18 protein-coding genes are annotated in these 19,997 nt (G+C 73.8%); 11 read left to right on the top strand and 7 right to left on the bottom strand.

Annotation, left to right across the window (positions count from 1 at the left end; translation table 11 throughout):
• Nucleotides 1-15: 15 nt before the first annotated feature.
• A complete protein-coding gene (locus tag ACH4LD_RS23865) occupies nucleotides 16-990 on the top strand; it encodes an acyl-ACP desaturase (protein WP_398053764.1) in 975 nt (324 codons plus the stop codon).
• Nucleotides 991-1,053: 63 nt separating this feature from the next.
• Here the strand turns inward: ACH4LD_RS23865 and ACH4LD_RS23860 are convergent, their stop codons facing one another.
• The gene (locus ACH4LD_RS23860; protein WP_030643251.1) at nucleotides 1,054-1,299 is read right to left on the bottom strand and encodes a WhiB family transcriptional regulator; all 246 of its coding nucleotides are present in this window, start codon (nucleotides 1,297-1,299) and stop codon (nucleotides 1,054-1,056) included.
• Between the two features lie 267 nt (nucleotides 1,300-1,566).
• On the opposite strand from ACH4LD_RS23860, the gene ACH4LD_RS23855 reads away from it, so the two are divergent.
• Entirely contained in the window at nucleotides 1,567-2,355 is a 789-nt protein-coding gene (locus ACH4LD_RS23855) for a VOC family protein (protein ID WP_398053763.1), read from the top strand.
• Nucleotides 2,356-2,634: 279 nt separating this feature from the next.
• On the opposite strand, the gene ACH4LD_RS23850 is transcribed toward ACH4LD_RS23855, so the two are convergent.
• Both ACH4LD_RS23850 and ligD read right to left on the bottom strand, forming a co-directional pair.
• Nucleotides 2,635-3,711 (bottom strand): LacI family DNA-binding transcriptional regulator, encoded by a 1,077-nt coding sequence (locus ACH4LD_RS23850; protein WP_398053762.1) that lies wholly within the window; start codon nucleotides 3,709-3,711, stop codon nucleotides 2,635-2,637.
• A 90-nt stretch (nucleotides 3,712-3,801) separates the two neighbouring features.
• On the bottom strand, nucleotides 3,802-4,821 hold the full coding sequence (gene ligD / locus ACH4LD_RS23845) for a non-homologous end-joining DNA ligase (RefSeq protein ID WP_398053761.1): 1,020 nt from the start codon (nucleotides 4,819-4,821) through the stop codon (nucleotides 3,802-3,804).
• A 94-nt stretch (nucleotides 4,822-4,915) separates the two neighbouring features.
• On the opposite strand from ligD, the gene ACH4LD_RS23840 reads away from it, so the two are divergent.
• Nucleotides 4,916-5,992 (top strand): ATP-dependent DNA ligase, encoded by a 1,077-nt coding sequence (locus tag ACH4LD_RS23840; protein WP_398053760.1) that lies wholly within the window; start codon nucleotides 4,916-4,918, stop codon nucleotides 5,990-5,992.
• Nucleotides 5,993-6,107: 115 nt separating this feature from the next.
• Here the strand turns inward: ACH4LD_RS23840 and ACH4LD_RS23835 are convergent, their stop codons facing one another.
• Nucleotides 6,108-7,298, bottom strand: coding sequence for a zinc-dependent alcohol dehydrogenase (locus tag ACH4LD_RS23835; RefSeq protein WP_398053759.1), 1,191 nt, complete (start codon nucleotides 7,296-7,298; stop codon nucleotides 6,108-6,110).
• A gap of 419 nt (nucleotides 7,299-7,717) precedes the next feature.
• Nucleotides 7,718-8,182 carry a MarR family winged helix-turn-helix transcriptional regulator gene (locus tag ACH4LD_RS23830; RefSeq protein WP_398053758.1) on the bottom strand — a complete coding sequence of 155 codons (465 nt, stop codon included), beginning with the start codon at nucleotides 8,180-8,182 and terminating at the stop codon, nucleotides 7,718-7,720.
• A 222-nt stretch (nucleotides 8,183-8,404) separates the two neighbouring features.
• Between ACH4LD_RS23830 and pcaH the strand changes: the two genes are divergently transcribed.
• The 5 genes from pcaH to ACH4LD_RS23805 all read left to right on the top strand — a co-directional run bounded on the left by pcaH (nucleotide 8,405) and on the right by ACH4LD_RS23805 (nucleotide 13,110).
• Complete coding sequence (pcaH, locus tag ACH4LD_RS23825; RefSeq protein WP_398053757.1) at nucleotides 8,405-9,178, top strand: protocatechuate 3,4-dioxygenase subunit beta; 774 nt, start codon at nucleotides 8,405-8,407, stop codon at nucleotides 9,176-9,178.
• A gap of 5 nt (nucleotides 9,179-9,183) precedes the next feature.
• Nucleotides 9,184-9,786 carry a protocatechuate 3,4-dioxygenase subunit alpha gene (gene pcaG / locus ACH4LD_RS23820; protein WP_398053756.1) on the top strand — a complete coding sequence of 201 codons (603 nt, stop codon included), beginning with the start codon at nucleotides 9,184-9,186 and terminating at the stop codon, nucleotides 9,784-9,786.
• The gene (pcaB, locus tag ACH4LD_RS23815; RefSeq protein WP_398053755.1) at nucleotides 9,783-11,123 is read left to right on the top strand and encodes a 3-carboxy-cis,cis-muconate cycloisomerase; all 1,341 of its coding nucleotides are present in this window, start codon (nucleotides 9,783-9,785) and stop codon (nucleotides 11,121-11,123) included. The genes pcaG and pcaB overlap by 4 nt, the downstream gene beginning before the upstream one ends.
• Entirely contained in the window at nucleotides 11,120-12,241 is a 1,122-nt protein-coding gene (pcaD, locus tag ACH4LD_RS23810) for a 3-oxoadipate enol-lactonase (protein WP_398053754.1), read from the top strand. The genes pcaB and pcaD overlap by 4 nt, the downstream gene beginning before the upstream one ends.
• A 77-nt stretch (nucleotides 12,242-12,318) precedes the next feature.
• Complete coding sequence (locus ACH4LD_RS23805; RefSeq protein WP_398053753.1) at nucleotides 12,319-13,110, top strand: SDR family NAD(P)-dependent oxidoreductase; 792 nt, start codon at nucleotides 12,319-12,321, stop codon at nucleotides 13,108-13,110.
• Nucleotides 13,111-13,159: 49 nt separating this feature from the next.
• On the opposite strand, the gene ACH4LD_RS23800 is transcribed toward ACH4LD_RS23805, so the two are convergent.
• A complete protein-coding gene (locus ACH4LD_RS23800; protein WP_398053752.1) occupies nucleotides 13,160-15,841 on the bottom strand; it encodes an ATP-binding protein in 2,682 nt (893 codons plus the stop codon).
• Nucleotides 15,842-16,112: 271 nt separating this feature from the next.
• On the opposite strand from ACH4LD_RS23800, the gene ACH4LD_RS23795 reads away from it, so the two are divergent.
• Nucleotides 16,113-17,228 (top strand): DUF2510 domain-containing protein, encoded by a 1,116-nt coding sequence (locus tag ACH4LD_RS23795; protein ID WP_398053751.1) that lies wholly within the window; start codon nucleotides 16,113-16,115, stop codon nucleotides 17,226-17,228.
• A 137-nt stretch (nucleotides 17,229-17,365) separates the two neighbouring features.
• Here the strand turns inward: ACH4LD_RS23795 and ACH4LD_RS23790 are convergent, their stop codons facing one another.
• Complete coding sequence (locus tag ACH4LD_RS23790) at nucleotides 17,366-17,980, bottom strand: TetR/AcrR family transcriptional regulator (protein ID WP_132782627.1); 615 nt, start codon at nucleotides 17,978-17,980, stop codon at nucleotides 17,366-17,368.
• Between the two features lie 221 nt (nucleotides 17,981-18,201).
• Between ACH4LD_RS23790 and ACH4LD_RS23785 the strand changes: the two genes are divergently transcribed.
• Both ACH4LD_RS23785 and ACH4LD_RS23780 read left to right on the top strand, forming a co-directional pair.
• Complete coding sequence (locus ACH4LD_RS23785) at nucleotides 18,202-19,002, top strand: phosphatase PAP2 family protein (RefSeq protein WP_132782628.1); 801 nt, start codon at nucleotides 18,202-18,204, stop codon at nucleotides 19,000-19,002.
• Nucleotides 18,999-19,961 carry a hypothetical protein gene (locus tag ACH4LD_RS23780; protein WP_398053750.1) on the top strand — a complete coding sequence of 321 codons (963 nt, stop codon included), beginning with the start codon at nucleotides 18,999-19,001 and terminating at the stop codon, nucleotides 19,959-19,961. The genes ACH4LD_RS23785 and ACH4LD_RS23780 overlap by 4 nt, the downstream gene beginning before the upstream one ends.
• Nucleotides 19,962-19,997: the final 36 nt, after the last annotated feature.

Here is a 19,997-nt window from a genome sequence, read left to right as displayed (position 1 = left end):
CCCCCTGGAGTTCCTGTGACGATCACTTCCCCCCACCTCGGCAGCCCGTCCGTCTGGACCGACGCGCGGCTGCTGTACGCACTGGAGGAAGTGGTCGAGAGGGAGCTCAACCGGCACCTGAAGGTCGCCAGGGACTGGATGCCGCACGAGTACGTGCCGTGGAGCGACGGCCGCAACTTCCCGGGCCTGTTCGAGGACGGGGAGGCCTGGGACAAGGACCAGTCCCAGGTGACGGAGATCGGCCGGATCGCCCTCGTGGTGAACCTGCTGACCGAGGACAACCTGCCGAGCTACCACCACGAGATCGCCTCGCTCTTCGGCCGCGACGGCGCCTGGGGCACGTGGGTGCACCGCTGGACGGCCGAGGAGGGCCGGCACGGCATCGTGATGCGGGACTACCTGCTGACCTCGCGCGCGGTGGACCCGGACAAGCTGGAACGTTTCCGTATGTCCCACATGAGCGAGGGCTTCGAGTCCGACAACCGGCACTCGATGCTGCACTCGGTGGCCTACGTCGCCTTCCAGGAGCTCGCCACGCGGATCTCGCACCGCAACACCGGCCACCAGTCGGGGGACCCGGTCTGCGACCGCATGCTGGCGCGCATCGCGACCGACGAGAACCTGCACATGGTCTTCTACCGCAACCTGCTGAAGGCCGCGTTCGAGCTGGCGCCCGACCTGACCATGCAGGCGGTCCGGGACGTCGTCGTGAACTTCCGGATGCCCGGCCACGGCATCCCCGGCTTCGAGCGGGCCGCCGCGCAGATGGCGATCGGCGAGGTGTACAACCTGCGCATCCACCACGACGACGTGCTGCAGCCGGTGCTGCGCTTCCTGAAGGTCCTGGAGATCGACGGCCTCGGCCCCGAGGGACGCCAGGCGCAGGAGGAACTCGGCCTGTTCCTGGGCGGGCTGAACGCGGAGGCCACGAAGTTCGACGAGAAGCTGGCCGCGCGCAAGGCCCGGATGGCGGCGCGCGCCGGGGGCTGACGCCCCGCGCGCGGGCCCGCCCCGGCTCCCGGGCCGGCGGGCGGCCCACTGCTTCACGCGGTGTCAGCGGGCGGTACGGCGCAGGGCGAGGCGCTCCTTCTCCGACAGGCCGCCCCAGACGCCGAACCGCTCGTCGTTGGCCAGCGCGTAGTCCAGACAGGCCGGGCGCAGCTCGCACATGGCGCAGATGCGCTTCGCCTCGCGCACCGAGCTGCCCGGCTCGGGGAAGAAGAAGTCCGGCCCGGTCTGCGCGCACAGCGCCTGCGCCTGCCAGGTGTCGTCGGCCGGGGTGATGGTTTCGTAGTGCATGGCCAGGAGCCTGCCCGAGGCCGAAAAACGTTCGATCAACGCCGGCGAAACGGCGTGCTCGGGGTCTCCGGCCCCCCGATGATGCTCCCCGCGGCCCGGCGCGCGCACGGCGGCGCGCCCAGCCGGGTGAAAACCCGGGGAACGCGTGCCGTCACGCTGGGTGAGAGCGGGTGGTCCCGGCGCGTCCCGGTGCTCCGGCGGCGATTGTCAGTGGGCGGTGCCAGACTCGGCAGTGCACAGGACGGAGCCCCTTGCGAGGAGGGCGAGATGCTCACCACCCGTTTCGTCAACGGCGCGCCCAACTGGATCGACGTCGGCAGTCCCGACATCGACGGCGCCGCCTCCTTCTACGGCGGTCTGTTCGGCTGGCAGTTCCGGTCGGCGGGGCCGGAGGCCGGCGGTTACGGCTTCTTCCAGCTGGACGGGAAGACCGTCGCGGGCGGCATGCGTACCGGCCCCGACCAGGGCCCCCCGGCCTGGACGGTGTACTTCCGGAGCGAGGACGCCCAGGCCACCGCCAAGGCGGCGGAAGAGGCCCACGGCAGAGTGCTGTTGCAGCCCATGGATGTGCTGGGCCAGGGCCACATGGCGGTCCTCGCCGACCGGGCGGGCGTGCCGTTCGGGATCTGGCAGCCGGGCCGGACCAAGGGCGTGGAACTCGCGGGCGAGCCGGGGTCCCTGCGCTGGGTGGAGCTGTACACGCCGGACATCGCGGCGGCCGCCGCTTTCTACCGCCGGGTGCTGGGGCTGGAGACCTCCGCGCCGTTCCCGGGCGGGACGTACACCTGTTTCAACCCGGACGGCGCCGGTGAGGACGCGATGTTCGGCGGGATGGTGCCGCTGGCCGACGATCCCACCGAGGCGGAGGCGGGGCCGTACTGGCTGCCGTACTTCGAGGTGGAGGACACCGACGCCGTGGTGGAACAGGCGCAGCGCCTGGGCGGGACGGTGCGGGTGCCCGCGACGACCCTGGAGGGCGTGGGCCGCACGGCCAGGCTCGCCGACCCGTACGGGGTCCGCTTCGCGGTGATCAGGAGCGAGCCGCCGCGGGGCTGAGGCTCCGATGTGCGCCCGGCGGCCGATGGCTCCGGGGGAGGGTGCGGCGCGCGTGTGTGCATGGCGTCGCGCGCCGGCAGGGTGGCGCCGGACGGATCCTGGCTAGGTCCTGTCGTCAAACTCCCGTCGTCCGCCCGGAGGGCGGGCCGTGCGGCTTCAGGTGCGTGCTCTCGCCGTGCCGGCCACAGGCCCTCGTACTGGGCGTACTCGGGTCTGGGGCCGGTGCGGCGAGAGTGCGTGCACGGCGTCGCGCGGCAGACGGGAGTTCGACGACAGGGCCTAGGCCGAGGCGCGGCGTATCAGGGTGGTCGGCAGGATCACTTCCGACGGCGGTGCCTCCTGGGCGCCGGCCGCCGTGTCCGTCCCCTCGCGGGCGCCGGACAGGCCGCGCAGCAGCAGACGGGCCATCAGCCGGCCCATCTCCTCGATGTCCTGTCGGACCGTCGTCAGCGGGGGGTCGGCCTGTTCGGTGACCGGGACCATGTCGTCGAAGCCGACCACGGCCACGTCCTCGGGCACGCGCCGGCCGCTCGCGCGCAGCACCCGCAGGGCGCCGAGCGCGGTGAGGTCGTTGGCGGCGAACACGGCGTCGACGTCCGGGCAGCGGTCGAGGAGTACCCGCATCGCGCGTTCGCCGCCGGACGGGGTGAAGTCGCCCTCCTCGACCAGCCGGGGATCGTACCCGCCCAGGACGTCGGTCATGACGTCCCGGTAGCCGTCGAGCCGGTCCACCGCCGAGGTCTGGTCCAGCGCTCCGGTGATGTGGGCGACGCGCCGGCGGCCGAGCTCCAGCAGATGCCGGACGGCCGCGCGGGCCCCGCCCCGGTTGTCGCAGTCGACGTACACCACGCCCGGGTCGGCCGCCCGGGGGTCGGCGCCCCAGTCGGGGCGCCCGCCGAACACGGTGGGCACGCCGGCGTCGTGGATGAGGCCGGGCAGCGGGTCGTCCAGGTGCAGGGAGAAGACGAGCGCGCCGTCGACGTGGCCGCCGGCGAGATAGCGGGCCACGCGGGCGTGGTCGGCGCGGCCCTCGGTGAGCAGCAGCACGAGCTGGTTGTCGTGCGCGGTCAGTTCCTTGCTGATGCCGCGTAGCTGGAGGGCGAAGAAGGGGTCGGCGAAGACCCGGGTCTCGGGCTCGGCGATGACGACCGCGACGGCGTCGTGCCGCCGGGTGACGAGGCTGCGCGCCGCCTGGTTGGGAACGTAGCCCAGCTCCTCCACGGCCCGGCGGACCCGCTCGGCCAGGGGTTCGCGGACCCCGTCGCCGCCGTTGACCACCCGGGACACGGTGGCCCGGGACACCCCGGCCCGCGCGGCCACGGCCTCCAGCGTGGGACGCGACACTGCCTCGGTCACTTCGGGACTCCTCATCGGCGGCTGCCGATCAGGATAGCCGCGGGAGGCGGGACCGGCCGGTGCCGGACGGGACGCGGAACCGGGCGGGTCTCAGGGCGACGGCTCGCGGCGGGCGCGGCTCGGCTGCACCCGTTTGGGTTCGCCGGGCATCTTCGGATACTCCGGCGGGTACGGCAGGTCACCCAGGCCGTGGTCGTGCTCGTCCTGGCGGGCCAGTTCCAGCAGCGCGTCCAGGGAGTAGGCATGGTCGTCCATGTCTGCGTGCACGTCACCGAGTTCGGCGAACCGGGCCGGCATGCCGGCGAGGTCGAAGTCGCGGGGCTCGGCGACACCGACCTCCTCCCAGCGCAGCGGCGCCGAGACGGGGGCGTGCGGGCGGGGGCGTACCGAGTAGGCGGAGGCGATGGTGCGGTCCCTGGCCGTCTGGTTGTAGTCGAGGAAGATGCGGCTCCCGCGCTCCTCCTTCCACCACTTGATGGTCACCCGGTCCGGCATCCGGCGCTCCATCTCCCGGCCGACCGCGATCGCCGCGCGGCGCACCTGGGTGAAGGTCCAGCGCGGTTCGATGGGGACGAAGACGTGCAGGCCCCGGCCGCCGGAGGTCTTCGGCCAGCCGCGCAGCCCGCCGAACTCGTCCAGGACGGCCCGCAGTTCCTGGGCGGCGCGGGCCGCGTCGGCGTAGTCGGTGCCGGGCTGCGGGTCGAGGTCGATGCGGAGTTCGTCGGGATGGTCGACGTCGGTGGCGCGGACGGGCCAGGGGTGGAAGGTGAGGGTGCCGTACTGGGCGGCCCACACCACGGCGGCCTCCTCGGTGGGGCACATCTCGTCGGCGCTGCGGCCACTGGGGAAGGTGATGTGGGCGGTCGGGATCCAGTCGGGCATGCCCTTCGGCGCCCGCTTCTGGTAGAACCACTCGCCGTCGATGCCGTCCGGGTAGCGCTCCAGGGTGGTGGGACGGTTGCGCAGGGCGCGCAGGATGCCGGGGCCGACAGCGGCGTAGTACCGGGCGAGGTCCAGCTTGGTGAAGCCCCGCTCCGGGAAGAACACCTTGTCCGGGCTGGACAGCCGTACGGTCCGGCCCGCCACCTCCAGTTCCACCGCATCACCCATGCGGCCACGGTAGGCGCACGCCGCACCGTGCGCATACCGGGCACGGCCGTACGTATGTGGGCGGAAACGGATTCATGCGAGCAGAATCGGATTCATGGATCTGCCCGTCATGCCGCCCGTGAAGCCGATGCTCGCCAAGTCGGTGGCGAAGATCCCGCCGGGGATGCACTACGAGGCCAAGTGGGACGGCTTCCGGTCGATCGTGTTCCGGGACGGGGCCGAGGTCGAGCTGGGCAGCCGTACCGGAAAGCCGCTGACCAGGTACTTCCCCGAGCTGGTCGAGGCGCTGCAGGAGCGGCTGCCCGAGCGGTGCGTGCTGGACGGGGAGATCGTCATCGCGCGGGGCGGCCGGCTGGACTTCGACGCGCTGACCGAGCGGATCCACCCGGCGGCCTCCCGGGTGCGGATGCTGGCGGAGAAGACCCCGGCCTCCTTCGTCGCCTTCGACCTGCTCGCCCTGGACGACCACGCCCTGCTCGACGTGCCGCTCACCGACCGCCGCGCCCTGCTCGACCGGGCCCTGGCCGGGGTGACCCCGCCGGTGCACGTGGCGCCGTCGACGACCGACATCGAGGTGGCCCGGCAGTGGTTCGAGCAGTTCGAGGGCGCCGGTCTCGACGGGGTCGTCGCCAAGCCGCTCACCCTGCGCTACCTCCAGGACGAGCGGGCCATGTTCAAGGTCAAGCACGAGCGCACGGCGGACGTCGTCGTCGCCGGGTACCGCTTCCACAAGAGCGGCCCGGTGGTGGGCTCGCTGCTGCTGGGGCTGTACGACGAACAGGGGCGGCTCCAGCACGTGGGCGTGTCGGCCGCGTTCTCGATGAAGAAGCGGGCGGAACTGGTCGAGGAGCTGGAGCCGCTGCGCATGGACGACGTGTCCGGGCACCCGTGGGCCGCCTGGACGGACGAGACCGCGCACGAGACGGCCCGGCTGCCGGGCGCGCCGAGCCGTTGGTCGGGCAAGAAGGACCTGTCCTGGGTGCCGCTGCGGCCGGAGCGGGTGGCCGAGGTGGCGTACGACCACATGGAGAACGGCCAGCGGTTCCGGCACACGGCCCGCTTCCGCCGCTGGCGCCCGGACCGTACACCGGAGAGCTGCACGTACGCCCAGCTGGAGGAGCCGGTCCGGTACGACCTCGCGGAGATCCTCGGCGAGAAGGAGGGCGGCTGAGCGGGGTGGAGCACGGGCACGTGCGCCATGGCCGGCGACCGGCGCCAAGCAGTGGCCGCAGCCACGGCTACGGCCACGGCTCCTGCTCCTGCTCCTGCTCCTGCTCCTGCTCCTGCTACGGCTGCATGAGGATCTTCACCGCGCCGTCCTGCTTGCGCTGGAACATCTCGTACGCGTGCGGCGCCTCCGTCAGCGGCAGCCGGTGCGTGGCGAAGTCCTGGACCCCCAGTGGGTCCTCGTCCGTCAGGTACGGCAGGATCTGGTCCGTCCAGCGGCGGACGTTGGCCTGGCCCATGCGGAGCTGGATCTGCTTGTCGAAGAGGGTCAGCATCGGCATCGGGTCGGCCATGCCGCCGTAGACACCACTGAGCGAGATCGTGCCGCCCCGGCGGACCAGGTCGATCGCCATGTACAGGGCGCCCAGCCGGTCGATGCTGAACCGTTCGGCGAACGGGGCGCTGAGCTTGCGGGGCATGAGCGCGGTGGCCTGCTGGGCGAGCTTGGCGGCGGCGCTGCCGTGGGCCTCGGTGCCGACGGCGTCGATCACGGCGTCCGGGCCCCGGCCGCCGGTCTCCTCCTGGATCGCGTGGACCAGCGACTTCTCGTTGTCGAAAGCCCGGAGGTCGTACGTCTCCACCCCGCGCCGCTGCGCCCGGGCGAGCCGCTCGGGCACCAGATCCACACCGAAGACCCGCTCCGCGCCCCGGGCCCTGGCGATCCGGCAGGCCATGTCGCCGATCGGGCCGAGGCCGAGGACCGCGAGGGTGCCGCCGGGCGGGACGGCCGCGTACTCGACGGCCTGCCAGGCGGTCGGCAGCACGTCGGAGAGGTAGACGAACCGGTCGTCCGGCGGGCCCTCGGGCACCTTGATCGGGCCGAACTGCGCCTGCGGGACGCGCAGGTACTCGGCCTGGCCACCGGGGACGGAGCCGTACAGGCGGCTGTAGCCGAAGATGGCGGCGCCCATGCCCTCGCCGGTGACCTGGGTGGTCTCGCACTGGGTGGGCAGCCCGGTGTCACACATGAAGCAGTGCCCGCACGCGATCTGGAACGGCACCACCACCCGGTCGCCGGGCCGCAGGCCGGACACCTCGGAGCCGACCTCCTCCACGATGCCCATGGGTTCATGACCGAGGACGTCGCCCGGGCTCATGAACGGGGTGAGCACTTCGTACAGGTGCAGGTCGGAGCCGCACAGCCCGGTGGACGTGACGCGGATGACGGCGTCCGTGGGCTCCTCGATCCTCGGGTCGGGCACGTCCTCGACCCGGACGTCCCGCTTGCCCTGCCAGGTGACTGCCTTCATGGGGTCGTGCTCCCTTGGTCGCGTACGGCTGCTGTCGCGTACAGCCGCGTGCCGTGTGTGCGGTGACCCCCGGGTACCCCCCGCCCACCGCCGCCGAACCCTGAGCAACCGGGTATGACCCGTGATGACCGGATGAGCGCGCCACCGGACCGATCTTCACGGCGGGCGGTGGGCCGGCCGGGGCCGAACGGGCTCGGCGCCGGTGTCGGGGTGTGCCGCGCTGCGCTGCCGTCGTGCGGCACGTGAAGGTCCGCGACCTCGCGGCGGGGCAGGGGGCGGGTGGTGTTCGTACCGGCGTCCTGAGCCGTCCGGTGCCCCGTGGGCCGGTACGCGCCAGGGGGCGGCAGGTGCCTTGAAGGCCGGTGCCGGTACCGCCACCACGGGGGCGGCGGGTGCCCTGAGGGCCGCTGCCGGCGTCCTCAGCTCCGCGCGGCCGGCGGCTCGGCCGGGTTGCGCAGTTCCTCCGCCGCGTCCGCGACCCGGCCGATCAGGTCGAAGAACAGGGTCCGCTCCTCGGCGGACAGCGGGGCGAGGAAGACCTGGTTCATCCGGGCGGTCCGCACGGTCAGTCTGCGGTGGGTGCGCAGGCCGTCGTCGGTGAGGCGGAGCAGGAAGCGCCGGCCGTCCTGGGGGTCGCGCACCTTGTGCAGCAGCCCCCGGCGGTCGAGCCGGCTGATGACCTCGGCGATGGTGGAGCGGTCGAGGCCCACCCGTTCCCCCACGGTCCGCTGGTCGAGCCCGGGCTCGGCGACGAGGGCGTTCATGACCGCGAACTGCGGCGAGGTGATCTCCTCCGAGACCATGGTGTTCCACAGCAGGTAGTGCGCCTGCTGGAGCCGCCGGGCCAGGTGCCCGGGATGGGTGGCGAGGTCCACGGCGGCCATGTGCGCTCCCCTGATCGGTTCGTTGGTGCACTGAACGATACTCGGCACCCAGCGCCCCTGTCTCCTTCCGGACGCTCCACAGAGGGCAGCTCTTGACGGTCACCGTCTCCAGTGGCAGCGTGAGCAACACCTCGCCGAAACAGTCAGTGCGCTGACTATCTTCCCCCGATGAACAACCGGAGAGACCTCCTCCTCGAACGCCAAGGAAGCGTCAGGTATCCCATGCCTCTCACCCAAGCCGACATCGACCAGGAGATCGCCGCCGCGCACGCCGCCTACGAGAAGCGCGTCGCCGACGGCGCCCCCGTCGAACACCACCCGCGCCGCGACTACGCGCCGTACCGTTCCTCCGTGCTGCGCCACCCGAAGCAGCCCCTGGTGGCGATCGACACCAGCCAGGACCCCGAACTGGTGGAACTGCGCTCCCCCGCCTTCGGGGAGCGCGACCTCACCGAGGTCGACAACGACCTCACCCGGCAGCACACCGGGGAGCCCATCGGCGAGCGGATCACCGTCTCCGGGCGGCTGCTGGACCGGCACGGACGCCCGGTCCGCGGCCAGCTGATCGAGATCTGGCAGGCCAACTCGGCCGGCCGCTACGCCCACCGGCGCGAGCAGCACGACGCCCCGCTGGACCCGAACTTCACCGGCGTCGGCCGCGCCCTCACCGACGCCGAGGGCCGCTACCACTTCACCACCATCCAGCCGGGCCCCTACCCGTGGCGCAACCACGTGGGCGCCTGGCGCCCGGCGCACATCCACTTCTCGGTGTTCGGCACGGCATTCACCCAGCGGCTGGTGACGCAGATGTACTTCCCGAACGACCCGCTCTTCCCGTACGACCCGATCCTGCAGTCCGTGACGGACGACGCGGCCCGGCAGCGGCTTGTCGCCACCTACGACCACGGCCTGTCGGTGCCGGAGTTCTCCCTCGGCTACCACTGGGACATCGTGCTGGACGGCCCGGCCGCCACCTGGACGGAAGAAGGACGCTGACCGCCATGACGATCATCGATCCGAGCAGCGCGGAGCAGGTGCTGCCCACGCCGTCGCACACCGTCGGCCCGTTCTACGGCTACGCGCTGCCCTTCCGCGGCGGCGAGGAGATCGCGCCGCTCGGCCACCCGGACACGGTCACCGTGCACGGGTACGTCCTCGACGGCGACGGAGAGCCGCTGCCCGACGCGCTGATCGAGCTGTGGGGTCCGCGTCCCGACGGCACCGTCCCGCACGTGGACGGCTCCCAGCGGCGCGACCCGGCCACCGGCGGTCACCTGGGCCGCAACGGCGTGGAGTTCACCGGCTGGGGCCGCGTCCAGACCGACGCCGACGGCCACTGGTACGCCCGTACGCTCCGGCCCGGCGCCCGCGGGCGGAACGCGCCGTACCTCAGCGTGTGCGTCTTCGCGCGGGGCCTGCTCGTGCACCTGTTCACCCGGATCTACCTGCCGGGCGACGAGGCCGCGCTGGCCGCCGACCCGCTGCTGACCCGGGTGGGTGACCGGCGCGACACGCTGATCGCGCGCGAGGAGGCGGACGGCGCCTACCGTTTCGACATCCGCCTTCAGGGCGAAGGCGAGACGGTCTTCCTGGAGTTCGAGTGACATCCGCTTCCCCTCCCTGCGCCGACACCGGCCTGCTCGCCCCGGAGTGGGCACGGTCGGGCGCCGCGTCCGAGACGAGCGACCACGGGTATCTGCGGGCCCTGCTCGACGCGGAGGCCGCGCTGACCCGGGCGCAGGCCGCGCTGGGCCTCGCCCCGGCCGGGGCCGCGGCGGCGGTGACCGAGGCGGCCGTCCCGGACCGGTTCGGCATCCGCTCCCTGGCGGCGCGGACCGCGGACGGCGGCAACCCGGTCATCCCGCTGGTCGCCGACCTGACCGCGGCGGTCGGCGCCGAGTACGGCTCCTACGTCCACCGGGGCGCCACCAGCCAGGACATCATGGACACGGCGACGATGCTGGTCGCCGCGCGCACCCTGGCCCCGGTCCTGGCCGACCTCGGCCGCACCGAACGGGCGCTGGCCCGCCTCGCCGCCGCACACCGGGACACGGTGCTGCCGGGGCGGACGCTCACCCAGCACGCCGTCCCGACGACGTTCGGGCTGAAGGCGGCCGGCTGGCGCTCGCTGGTCCTGGACGCGCGCGACCGGGTCACCCGGGTCCGGGACGCGCTGCCCGTCCAACTCGGCGGCGCCGCCGGGACCCTGGCGGCCTTCCGGGCGTACGGCGCCGAGGACGCGACCGCTCTGACGCGGGCCTACGCCAGAGAAGTCGGCCTAGCCGCCCCGGCGTTGCCCTGGCACACCCTGCGCACCCCGGTGGCGGACCTGGCGGGGTGCCTGGCCTTCACGGCGGGGGCGCTGGGCAAGTTCGCCGTGGACGTCCTGACGCTGTCGCGCACCGAGATCGGCGAGGTGAGCGAGGGCAGCGGCGGCGGCTCGTCGGCCATGCCGCACAAGGCGAACCCGGTGCGCGCCACGCTCCTGGCGTCCGCCGCCCGGCGCGCCCCGCAGCTCGCGGCCTCGCTGTACGGCTGCCTCGCCGCCGAGGACGAGCGGCCGGCCGGCGCCTGGCACGCCGAGTGGGAGCCGCTGCGCGACCTGCTCCGGCTGGTGGGCGGCGCGGCCACCCACGCGGCGGAGCTGGCCGAGGGGCTGCGTGTGCACCCGGCGGCGATGCGCCGGAACCTCGGCATCACCCGGGGCCTGATCGTCTCCGAGCGGCTGTCGGCCGCCCTCGCGCCCGTCCTCGGCCGGGCACGTGCCAAGGAACTGCTGACCGAACTGGCCCGCCGCGCCCACGCCGAGGACCGTCCGCTCTCCGAACTGCTGCCTGAAACAGACGAGTTGAAGGACGTCGATCTCGACGACCTGCTCGACCCCGCCCACTACACCGGCTTCGCCGGTCCCCTCACCGACCGCGCCCTGGAGCGACCTTGACCGTGAAACTCCTCAACCACCAGGAAGAAGGCCCGGCTTCCGCTCCCCCGCTGCTGCTCGGTCCCTCGCTCGGCACCTCCCTGGCCCTGTGGGACCAGGTCGCGCCCGAACTGTCCGCAGCCCACCGGGTCGTCCGCTGGGACCTGCCCGGGCACGGGGGCTCGGCGGCGGACCTGATCGCGGCGGGCGCGACCGTCGGCGACCTTGCCGCGCTGGTGCTGGAGCTGGCCGACGCCCTCGGCATCGACCGGTTCGCGTACGCGGGCGTGTCCCTGGGCGGCGCCGTCGGCCTGCACCTGGCCGTCCACCACCCCGAGCGGCTGTCCTCGCTGGCAGTGCTGTGCTCCTCCGCCCACTTCGGCGGGGAGGCCCCCTGGCGGGAGCGGGCGGAGCGGGTGCGCCGCGAGGGCCTGGACGGGCTGGCGGACAGCGCCGAGGGGCGCTGGTTCACGCCCGGGTTCAGCGTGCCGGGGCTGGTCCGCGACCACCGGGAGGCCGACCCGGAGGCGTACGCCGCCTGCTGCGACGCGCTCGCCGCGTTCGACCTGCGCGACCGGCTCGGCGACATCACCGTACCGACGCTGCTGGTGGCGGGCCGGCAGGATCCCGCGACCCCGCCCGCCCATCTGCGGGAGATCGCCGACGCGGTGACGGCGGCGACGCTGGTGGAGCTGCCCGGGGCCTCCCATCTGGCGCCGGCGCAGTGCCCTCGGGCCGTGCTGACCGCGCTGCGCACCCACCTCGACGGGCCGCCGGCGAGCGGTACGGCGGTGCGCCGGGAGGTGCTGGGCGACGCCCATGTGGACCGCGCACAGGCCCGGCAGACCCCGTTCACGGCCCGCTTCCAGGACTTCATCTCCCGCTACGCCTGGGGGGAGATCTGGACCGACCCGACGCTGTCCCGCCGCGAGCGCAGCATGATCACGCTGACCGCGCTGGTCGCCCACGGCCACCACGACGAGCTGGCGATGCATGTCCGGGCGGCGCGGCGCAACGGGCTGACGCCGGAGGAGATCGGCGCGGTGCTGTTGCAGACCGCCGTGTACTGCGGGGTGCCGGCCGCCAACTCGGCGTTCGCGACGGCCCAGCGGGTCCTCGCCGAGGAGGAGACGGGCTGAGGGACGAGGGTGACCCTGCCGGTCGTACTTCCGGCAGCAACTCGTTCCCGGCGCCCGGGCGTGCCTAGGCTGGCGGCATGTCCACTGTTCTGATCACCGGCGCCACCTCCGGGCTCGGCCGGTACGTCGCCTTCGAGCTGGTCCGCTCCGGTCACCTCGTCCTGGCCCATGGTCGTGACCGGGCGCGCACCGAGCGGCTGGTCGAGGAGCTGCGCACGGAGGGCGCGGCGGAGGGGTTCGTCGCCGATCTGGCCCGGCTGGCCGAGGTCCGGGAGCTGGGCGCGCGGGTTGCCGAGGCGCATCCCGGCCTCGACGTGCTGATCAACAACGCGGGCGTGGGCGGTGGGACACCGGGCTCCGGGCGGGAGCTGAGCGCTGACGGGCATGAGCTGCGGCTCGCCGTGAACTACCTCGCGCCCGTGGTGCTGACACGCGCCCTGCTGCCGGTGCTGCGGGCGAATCCGCCGGCCCGGATCGTCAACGTCGGCTCGGCCGGCCAGGAGCCCGTCGATTTCGCCGATCCCGGACTCTCCCGTGGCTACAGCGGGATCTCGGCCTACTGCCGCAGCAAGTTCGCGCTCGCCGCGTACACGTTCACCCTGGCCGAGGAGCTGGCGTGCAGCGGCGTGTCGGTGAACGTGCTGCACCCCGCGACCTACATGGACACGGCGATGGTCCGCGAGGGCGGCATCACCCCGTGGAACTCCGTCGCCGACGGGGCACCGGGCGTGCTGGCCCTGGCCACCCGGGAGACGGGCAGCGGCGGGTACTACGACGGGACCCGGCCGGCGCGGGCACACGAGGCGGCGTACGACGGTGACGTGCGCGAGCGGCTGGCGGCGGTGACGGAGCAGCTGCTCGGTCTGTGACCCGGGGGACGCCGGGTGAGTGCGAGCCCCGCCCCGCCTCCGGCACGGCTCAGCGCAACCCCCGTCCCGTCTCCAGCACCCCCCGTGCCTGGGCCACCAGGTGCTCCGCGCCGCACGCCCGGGCCAGGTCCAGGCCCCGGCCCAGTTCGGCGACCGAGCGGGCGGCGATGCCGTACTCGACGCGGGCCGCCGCGTGCTCGTACTGGCAGGGTGAGGCCTCCAGGTAGGTGACGGCGCGGGCGGCGAGCTGCACCGCCCGCTGTCCCGTCGCCAGGGCGGCGGCGCAGCGCAGGGCCTCGCCTATGGCGGTGTCCGTGCCGAAGCGCTCGGCCTGCCGGCGGGCGTCGGCCGCGAGCTGGGCGGCACGGTCCGGGTCCTGCCCGGCGAGCGCCTTGGCGAGGTCGATGGACCAGGGCGCGAGGACCGGGTTGTGGCCGCCACGGGAGGCGGCGGTCTTCTCGGCGGCCTCCAGTTCGTTGATGCCGTCCTCGGTGCGGCCGACGGCGAGCAGCAGCCGGCCGCGTACCGAGCGGATGTCGGGCAGCACGATGGTGGAGGGGTACGGCGGCGCGAAGCCGTACCGTTCGGCGACCGACCAGGCCTCCTCGACCCTGCCCCGGGCCAGCAGGGTGTCGACCAGACCGCAGGTGGCGGACCAGTACAGGGGCAGGCGGCGGCCGACGCGTTCGGCGAGGACCAGGGCCTCGCGCAGCGTGGACTCGGCGTCGCGCAGCCGGCCCTGTCTGCGGTAGGCGAGCCCGAGGAAGGCGTTGGCCAGGGAGAGGTGGCCGCCGCGCCAGCCGGCCGTGGTGTAGACGCGCCGGGCTTCGGCGAACAGGCTCTCGGCGCGGTCGAGCCGGTCGGCGTAGGTGTAGGCGCTGCCGAGCATCATCAGCAGTTCCATGCCCCACTCGGTGTCGGTCCAGCCGAGGCCGGGCGCGAGGCGGCCGTTGACCAGGGCGCGGTCGCACAGCTCGATGACCTCGTCGGCGCTCTCGCCGTGGGTCATCGCGTCGAAGCCGCGCAGGATCAGCAGGGCGCGTTCGGCGTTGTCGCGGCCGGCACAGGTGCTCGCCAGCTCGGCCAGGCGCCGGGAGCGGGCCGGGGAGACGGTCTCGCCGTGGATGCCCTCCCACATGAACTGGAAGGCTTGCAACCGCATCCGGACGGGACCCGCCTCGTGCCGGGCGGCCTCGGCCTCTACCGTGCGGACGGCCTCCTCCAGCTGGTCGTTGTGGAGCAGTGCCTGGGAGAGGCGGACGACGGCGTCGACCCGGTCGTCGCCGTCGAGGCCGGGCATGGCGAGGGCGCTCTGCAGATGGTCGATGGTGACCGCGGGGTTGGTCAGCAGGGTGGCGCAGCCGAGTTCGTAGAGGACGTGCGCGTGCACCTCGGGGAGGGGCGGTTCCGCCAGGGCGCGTTCCAGGCAGCGGCGGGCCGCGTCGGGCGCGCCGACGGCGAGGTGTTCGCGGGCGGCCTCGCGCAACTGCTCGACCAGTTCCTCGTCGTCGTCCGGGTGCACCTTCAGCAGGTGGCGGGCGGCCTCGGCGGCGCCGCGGCCGCGCTCGGTGATCATCTGCGCGGCGACGCCGTGCATGGCGGTGCACACGCCGGGCGGGATGGAGTTGTAGACCGCGGTGGCGATGAGGGGGTGGACGAACTCCAGCTCGCCGCCGGTGCGTTCGGTGCCGGCGGACGGTCCGGGTTCGGTGAGGATGCGGGCGGTGCAGAGGAGTTCGGCGCACGTGCGGGCCAGTTCGTCGTTCATGGTGGCGAGTTGGGCGACCATGTCGACGGTGATGCCGGTGCCGAGGATGGCGGCGGCCCAGGCGAACCGGGTGGCCTCCAGGCCGAGGCCCTTGAGCCGGTCGACCAGTCCGCCGCCGCGGGCGGCGCGGTTGAGGGCGCGCAGCTCTCCCGCCTGCGCCTCGACGGGCGGCAGTTCGCTGTCCTGGACCTTGGCGAGGAGTTCGACGGTGTCGTAGGGGTTGCCGCCGGTGACGGCCCAGACCTCGCGGCAGAACGCGTCGTCGGCGTGCCGGCCGACGGTGGCGCGGGTGAGTCCGGCGGTGGCGTCCGGGGTGAGGGCGCTGAGGGTGGGGACGGGGCGGCCCGCGGCGGCCACCGCGTCGAGCAGGCGGGCGCTGTCCCCGGTGACCTCGCCGGGCCGGCGGGCGACCACGACGAGGACGGACAGGTCGTCCAGGCGTTCGGCGAAGGCGGCGAGCCAGCGCAGGGTCTCCTGGTCGGCCCAGTGCGCGTCGTCGACGAGCAGGACCAGCGGCCACTGGCGGCGGGAGAGCCGGCGCACGGCGGCGACGAGCCCGTCGCAGACGTACTGCGGGTCGGCGTTGTCGGCCTGCGGTTCCGCTATGCCGAGGGCGGGACCGGCGATGTCGTACCAGTCGCCGAGGTACTCGCGGGCCTCCTCGGGCAGCAGGGACAGCAGCGCGGGCTGGAGGAGCTGCCGTACGACGTGGAACGGGACGGATCTCAGCGTCTCGGCGCCGCGTGCGGACCAGACGGCGCAGCCCCGGCGTTCGGCGATGCGCCGGGTCTCGGCCAGCAGCGCGGTCTTGCCGAGTCCCGCCTCGCCCCGGATGACCAGCAGGCTGCCCCCGGACGACTGGTCCGCGCACAGGACGTCGAGCGCCTGCGCGACGGTGGCGAGCTCGGCGTCCCGTTCCCACAGGGGAGCCGAGCCGGCCGCCGACGGCCGTCCCTCCGTCATCCCGTTACCTCCCCAGGTCGCCCGAATGACGTACAGACCCCGAGCGTAGTCGTCGGGCGGGGCCTTCGGTGGCCGCTCGCGGCAGCTCTTGCCCGGCCGGGTGAAACAGGGGGCGGGCAGGCGACGCGACCGCCCGCGCGACCAGCGGACGGGGTGTCAACGGCCCCTGTGGGAAGGCGCACCGAGAAATCGGGGGAAAAATACTCCGCTTCGTCCCGTTGGCGGCGGATCCTCTCATCCCGCTTTCACGCTCGCCTCATACGGTGGGGGCATGACGCAGGTGACTCCTCCCGGGTGGTACCCCGACCCCGGGCAGACGAACGACGGTCCGCCCACCGAGCGCTGGTGGGACGGCAAGGCCTGGACGGACCGGACCCGCCCCGCCGGCACGTCCGCCACGTGGGGTCCCCCGGGCGGGCCGGCGGCGGACGGCGCACCGCAGCCGGCCGGGCCGGTCCACCCGGCGGGTCCGGCGGCGCCCTCGGCTCCCGCCGGGTTCGGCGCCTACCCGGGGTATCCGGAACAGCAGGGGCATGCGGGCGGGCAGGGGTATCCGGCGTACCCGGCCCCGCCACCCGCCCCGTCCCGGCGCCGGCTGCGCACGGGCATAGCCGTCGCGGTGACGGCCGCGGTCCTGGCGAGCATCGGGGTCGGCGTGTACGTCCTCACCAAGGACGGCGGGGGCGGCGACGACCGCGCCGGGTCGCGGCAGGGGCCGGGCGGCGGGCAGGACGGCGGCCAGGGCGGGCCGTTCGGCGGGCCCGGCGGCGACTCGGGCGGGAGCGGCGGCTCCGGAGGCTCCGGCGGGTCCGGTGGGGCCTCGCCGTCCCCGGGCCAGTCGGAGGCGCCGAAGGTCAAGGGCGGCGGCTCCGTGACGGACCCGGTCAACGGCATCAGCCTGCCGGTGCCGAAGGGCTGGACCGGACAGGCGATCAGCGTCGGGGCGCAGGTGACCTCCGACGACGCCTACAAGTGCCCCGGCAACCCGGCCCAGACGTGCACCGCGGGCGGCGCCTACACGGCCCCGGCGGTGGCGCTGGGCATCGAGGCCGACACGGCGGAGAAGGTCGCGAAGGCGGACATCGCCGCCAACGCCAAGCAGTCGTACGGCGGTACCACCTACGGCAGCATCACCTCGCACGAGGTGCTGGCCTCCGAGGCGGTGACGGTGGCCGGGCAGAAGGGTTACCTGGTGCGCTGGAAGGCGGTCACCAGCAAGGGATCCGACGGCTATGTCGAGTCGGTCGCCTTCCCCTCCCCCAACGAAGCCCGGCAGATCGTGGTGGTCCGCTTCGGCGTGGACGTCGGGCAGAAGCTGTCCGTCATCGACGAGATCCTCAAGGGGATCAAGGTCTCGTCCGGCGGCGGGAGCGGTCAGGACGTCTGAGAGACGGATCGGCCGGGTGGGATTCCCCTCCGCTCAAGGGGAACCCCACCCGGCCGGGGGGTGCGCGCCGCCCCCGTCCCCACGGTGCGGCGCGGGCAGGTCGCCGTCCAGTCATCCCGTGAACGGCGGCCTGGGTCTCATGTCAGTCCGAGCGAGGGCAGCACGGCGGCCTCCACGAAGCGGACGAGGTAGTCGGAGTCGGCGTAGTGGCCGTCGAGCACCGGCCGCACGCGCAGGACGCCGAACATCATGGCCGGGATGTACTCCAGCGCCGGGTGGTCCGGCCGGACCTCGCCCCGGGCCACGCCCCGGGCCAGGATCTCCTCCAGCGCGGCGATCTCCGGGTGCACCAGTGCCTCGCGCAGCGCCTGGGCCAGCTCCTGGTCCGCCGTCACCGCGTGCCCCAGCGCCTGGAGCAGCCGGGTGTCCTTGCCGGACCAGTCGCCGGCGGTCCGTGCGGCCTGGCGCAGGTCCTCCGCGAGCGATCCGGTGTCGATGCCGGCGAACCTCACCCGGCGGTTGGCGCGCAGCGCCGCCGCGACGAACTGCGGCTTGGTCTTCCACTGCCGGTAGAGCGTGGACTTGCTGCACCGGGTGCTGGCGGCGATGCCCTCCATGGTGACGGAGTCGTATCCGCACTCGCGGATCTGTTCCAGCACGGCGTCGAAGAACTCCCGCTCACGCTCCGGCGTGATCTTGGAGCGGCGCGAGGCGACGACCGTGTCCGGTGCGTCCGCGGCCTGCGACGTCATGCGGTGCTTCCCCTCACTCGTGCCTGTTTCCCGTGCTGCGCGGTGCCTGGTCCCCGTGCGTGTCTCCAGTGTGGCGCACATCAATCGATACGCCAGTGTACCGGTACTCGACCGTATCGGTACACTGGCGTATCGGTACGGCAACGTATCGATGAGTTCCGGTGCGGACCGGGGCTCGTCCGCACCACGACACGCACCATCGTCAGCGAAGGGGCCGGGGGATGAATGCCCGAACCGAGCCTGCGGAGGCGGAGGGGGAACCGGAGACTCCGGCCCGTCCGTCCCTGATACGTGAGTTCCTGCTCGTCGCCGGGCTCTTCCTGGTCTACAAACTGGGCCGCCAACTGGCCACCGGCCACACCGCGGACGCCTTCCGCAACGCCCGGCACGTCTGGCACCTGGAGCGGAGCGTCCACCTCCCCCGCGAGACCGCCGTGCAGTCGGCGCTGCTGCACGGCGACACCCTCGTCCACCTGGCGAACACCTACTACGCGACCGTCCACTTCCCGGCCACACTCGCCTTCCTGGTCTGGCTGTACCTGCGGCGGCCCGCGCACTACGTCTGGGCCCGACGGGTCCTCGCGGTCCTCACCACCGCCGCCCTCGTGCTGCCGTTCACGTTCCCGCTGGCCCCGCCGCGCATGCTGACCGGGACGGGCCTGGTGGACACCGCCCGGATCTACGGCCCGTCGGTGTACGGCCCGCCGTCCAGCGACCACCTCTCCAACCAGTTCGCGGCCATGCCCTCGCTGCACTTCGGCTGGGCGCTGATGGTGGCGATCGGCCTGATGGCCGCCACCCGGTCCCGCCGGCGCCGGCTGTGGCTGCTGCATCCGCTGGTCACCCTGCTGGTGATCGTGGGCACGGCGAACCACTACTGGCTCGACGCGATCGTCGCCACGGCCATGCTCGGCCTCGCCCTCGCGGTCGTCCCTCCGCCGCGGCGCACGCCCACTACGGCGGGCCGCGGCACCGGTCTGCTGAAGCCGCGCGAGGCCGTCCTGGCGGGAGCGGGCCGATGAGCGCCGCCACCCTGGCCGCCCTCGGCCTGTCGCTGGTGTCGGCCGTCGCCTACGCGCTGGCCGCCGTCGCCCAGGAACGGCTCGCCGCGCGCAGCGCCGGCACCGGTCTGCTGCGACTGCTGGGCACCGGCGCCTGGTGGTCGGCGGTCGGGCTGAACGCCGTCGCCGCGCTGCTGCACGTCGTCGCCCTCAAGTACGGCCCGCTGACCGTCGTACAGCCGCTGGGCGCGCTCACCCTGGTCGCCGCCGTGCCCCTGGGCGCGCGGGCGGCCGGCCGGCGGGTCAGCGCGGTGGAGTGGCGCGGTACGGCGCTCACCCTGCTGGGGCTCGCCGCGCTGCTGGTCACCGCCTCCGGTCCGGCGCCCGCCCGGGTGCTGTCGCTGACCGAGGCCCTGGTGGTCGCGGGTACGACCGCCGCCGCGATCGGTCTGCTGTCCTGGCCCGGCGCCCGGCCGGGCCTCAGGCACGCCACCGCGTCCGGCTTCGCCTCCGGGGTCGCCTCCGCGCTCACCCAGACGGTGACCGTGGCGGCGACGGACCGCTCGGGCCCGGTGCTGAGCACGGAGGTGATCGTGGTGGCCGTGCTCGTCGCCGGGTTCGCCGTCGGCGGGCTGCTGCTGTCCCAGACGGCCTATCGCGGCGGACTCGGCGCCCCGCTGGCCGTGGTCACCCTCACCAACCCGGTGGCCGCCGCGGTGATCGGCCTGACGCTGCTGGGGCAGGGCCTCCAGGGCGGTGCCGCCGGGGTGCTGCTGGCCCTGGCCGGCGCGGGGCTGGCCTCCTGGGGCGTGGTGCTGCTGACCAGGGCGGCACCCGCGCCCGCCGGCCAGGACGAGTCCGGCGGCGACGACGAGCACCCGGTGGCGGCCGTGCTGGCGCTGGAGCCGGGTACGGCGACCGCGGAGCCGGTGCTGCTGCCCCGGCAGCCGGACCAGCCGGGGCACCTCACGGCCCTGTGACCACCCGGGCACACGGCGGCGGCCGGTGCGCGCGTT

It is taken from the genome of Streptomyces sp. NPDC017676 (genome assembly GCF_044329325.1).
Taxonomy (GTDB): Bacteria; Actinomycetota; Actinomycetes; order Streptomycetales; family Streptomycetaceae; genus Streptomyces.
Note: the sequence above shows the minus strand (reverse complement) of the source record. Positions and strands in the feature narration are given on the sequence as shown.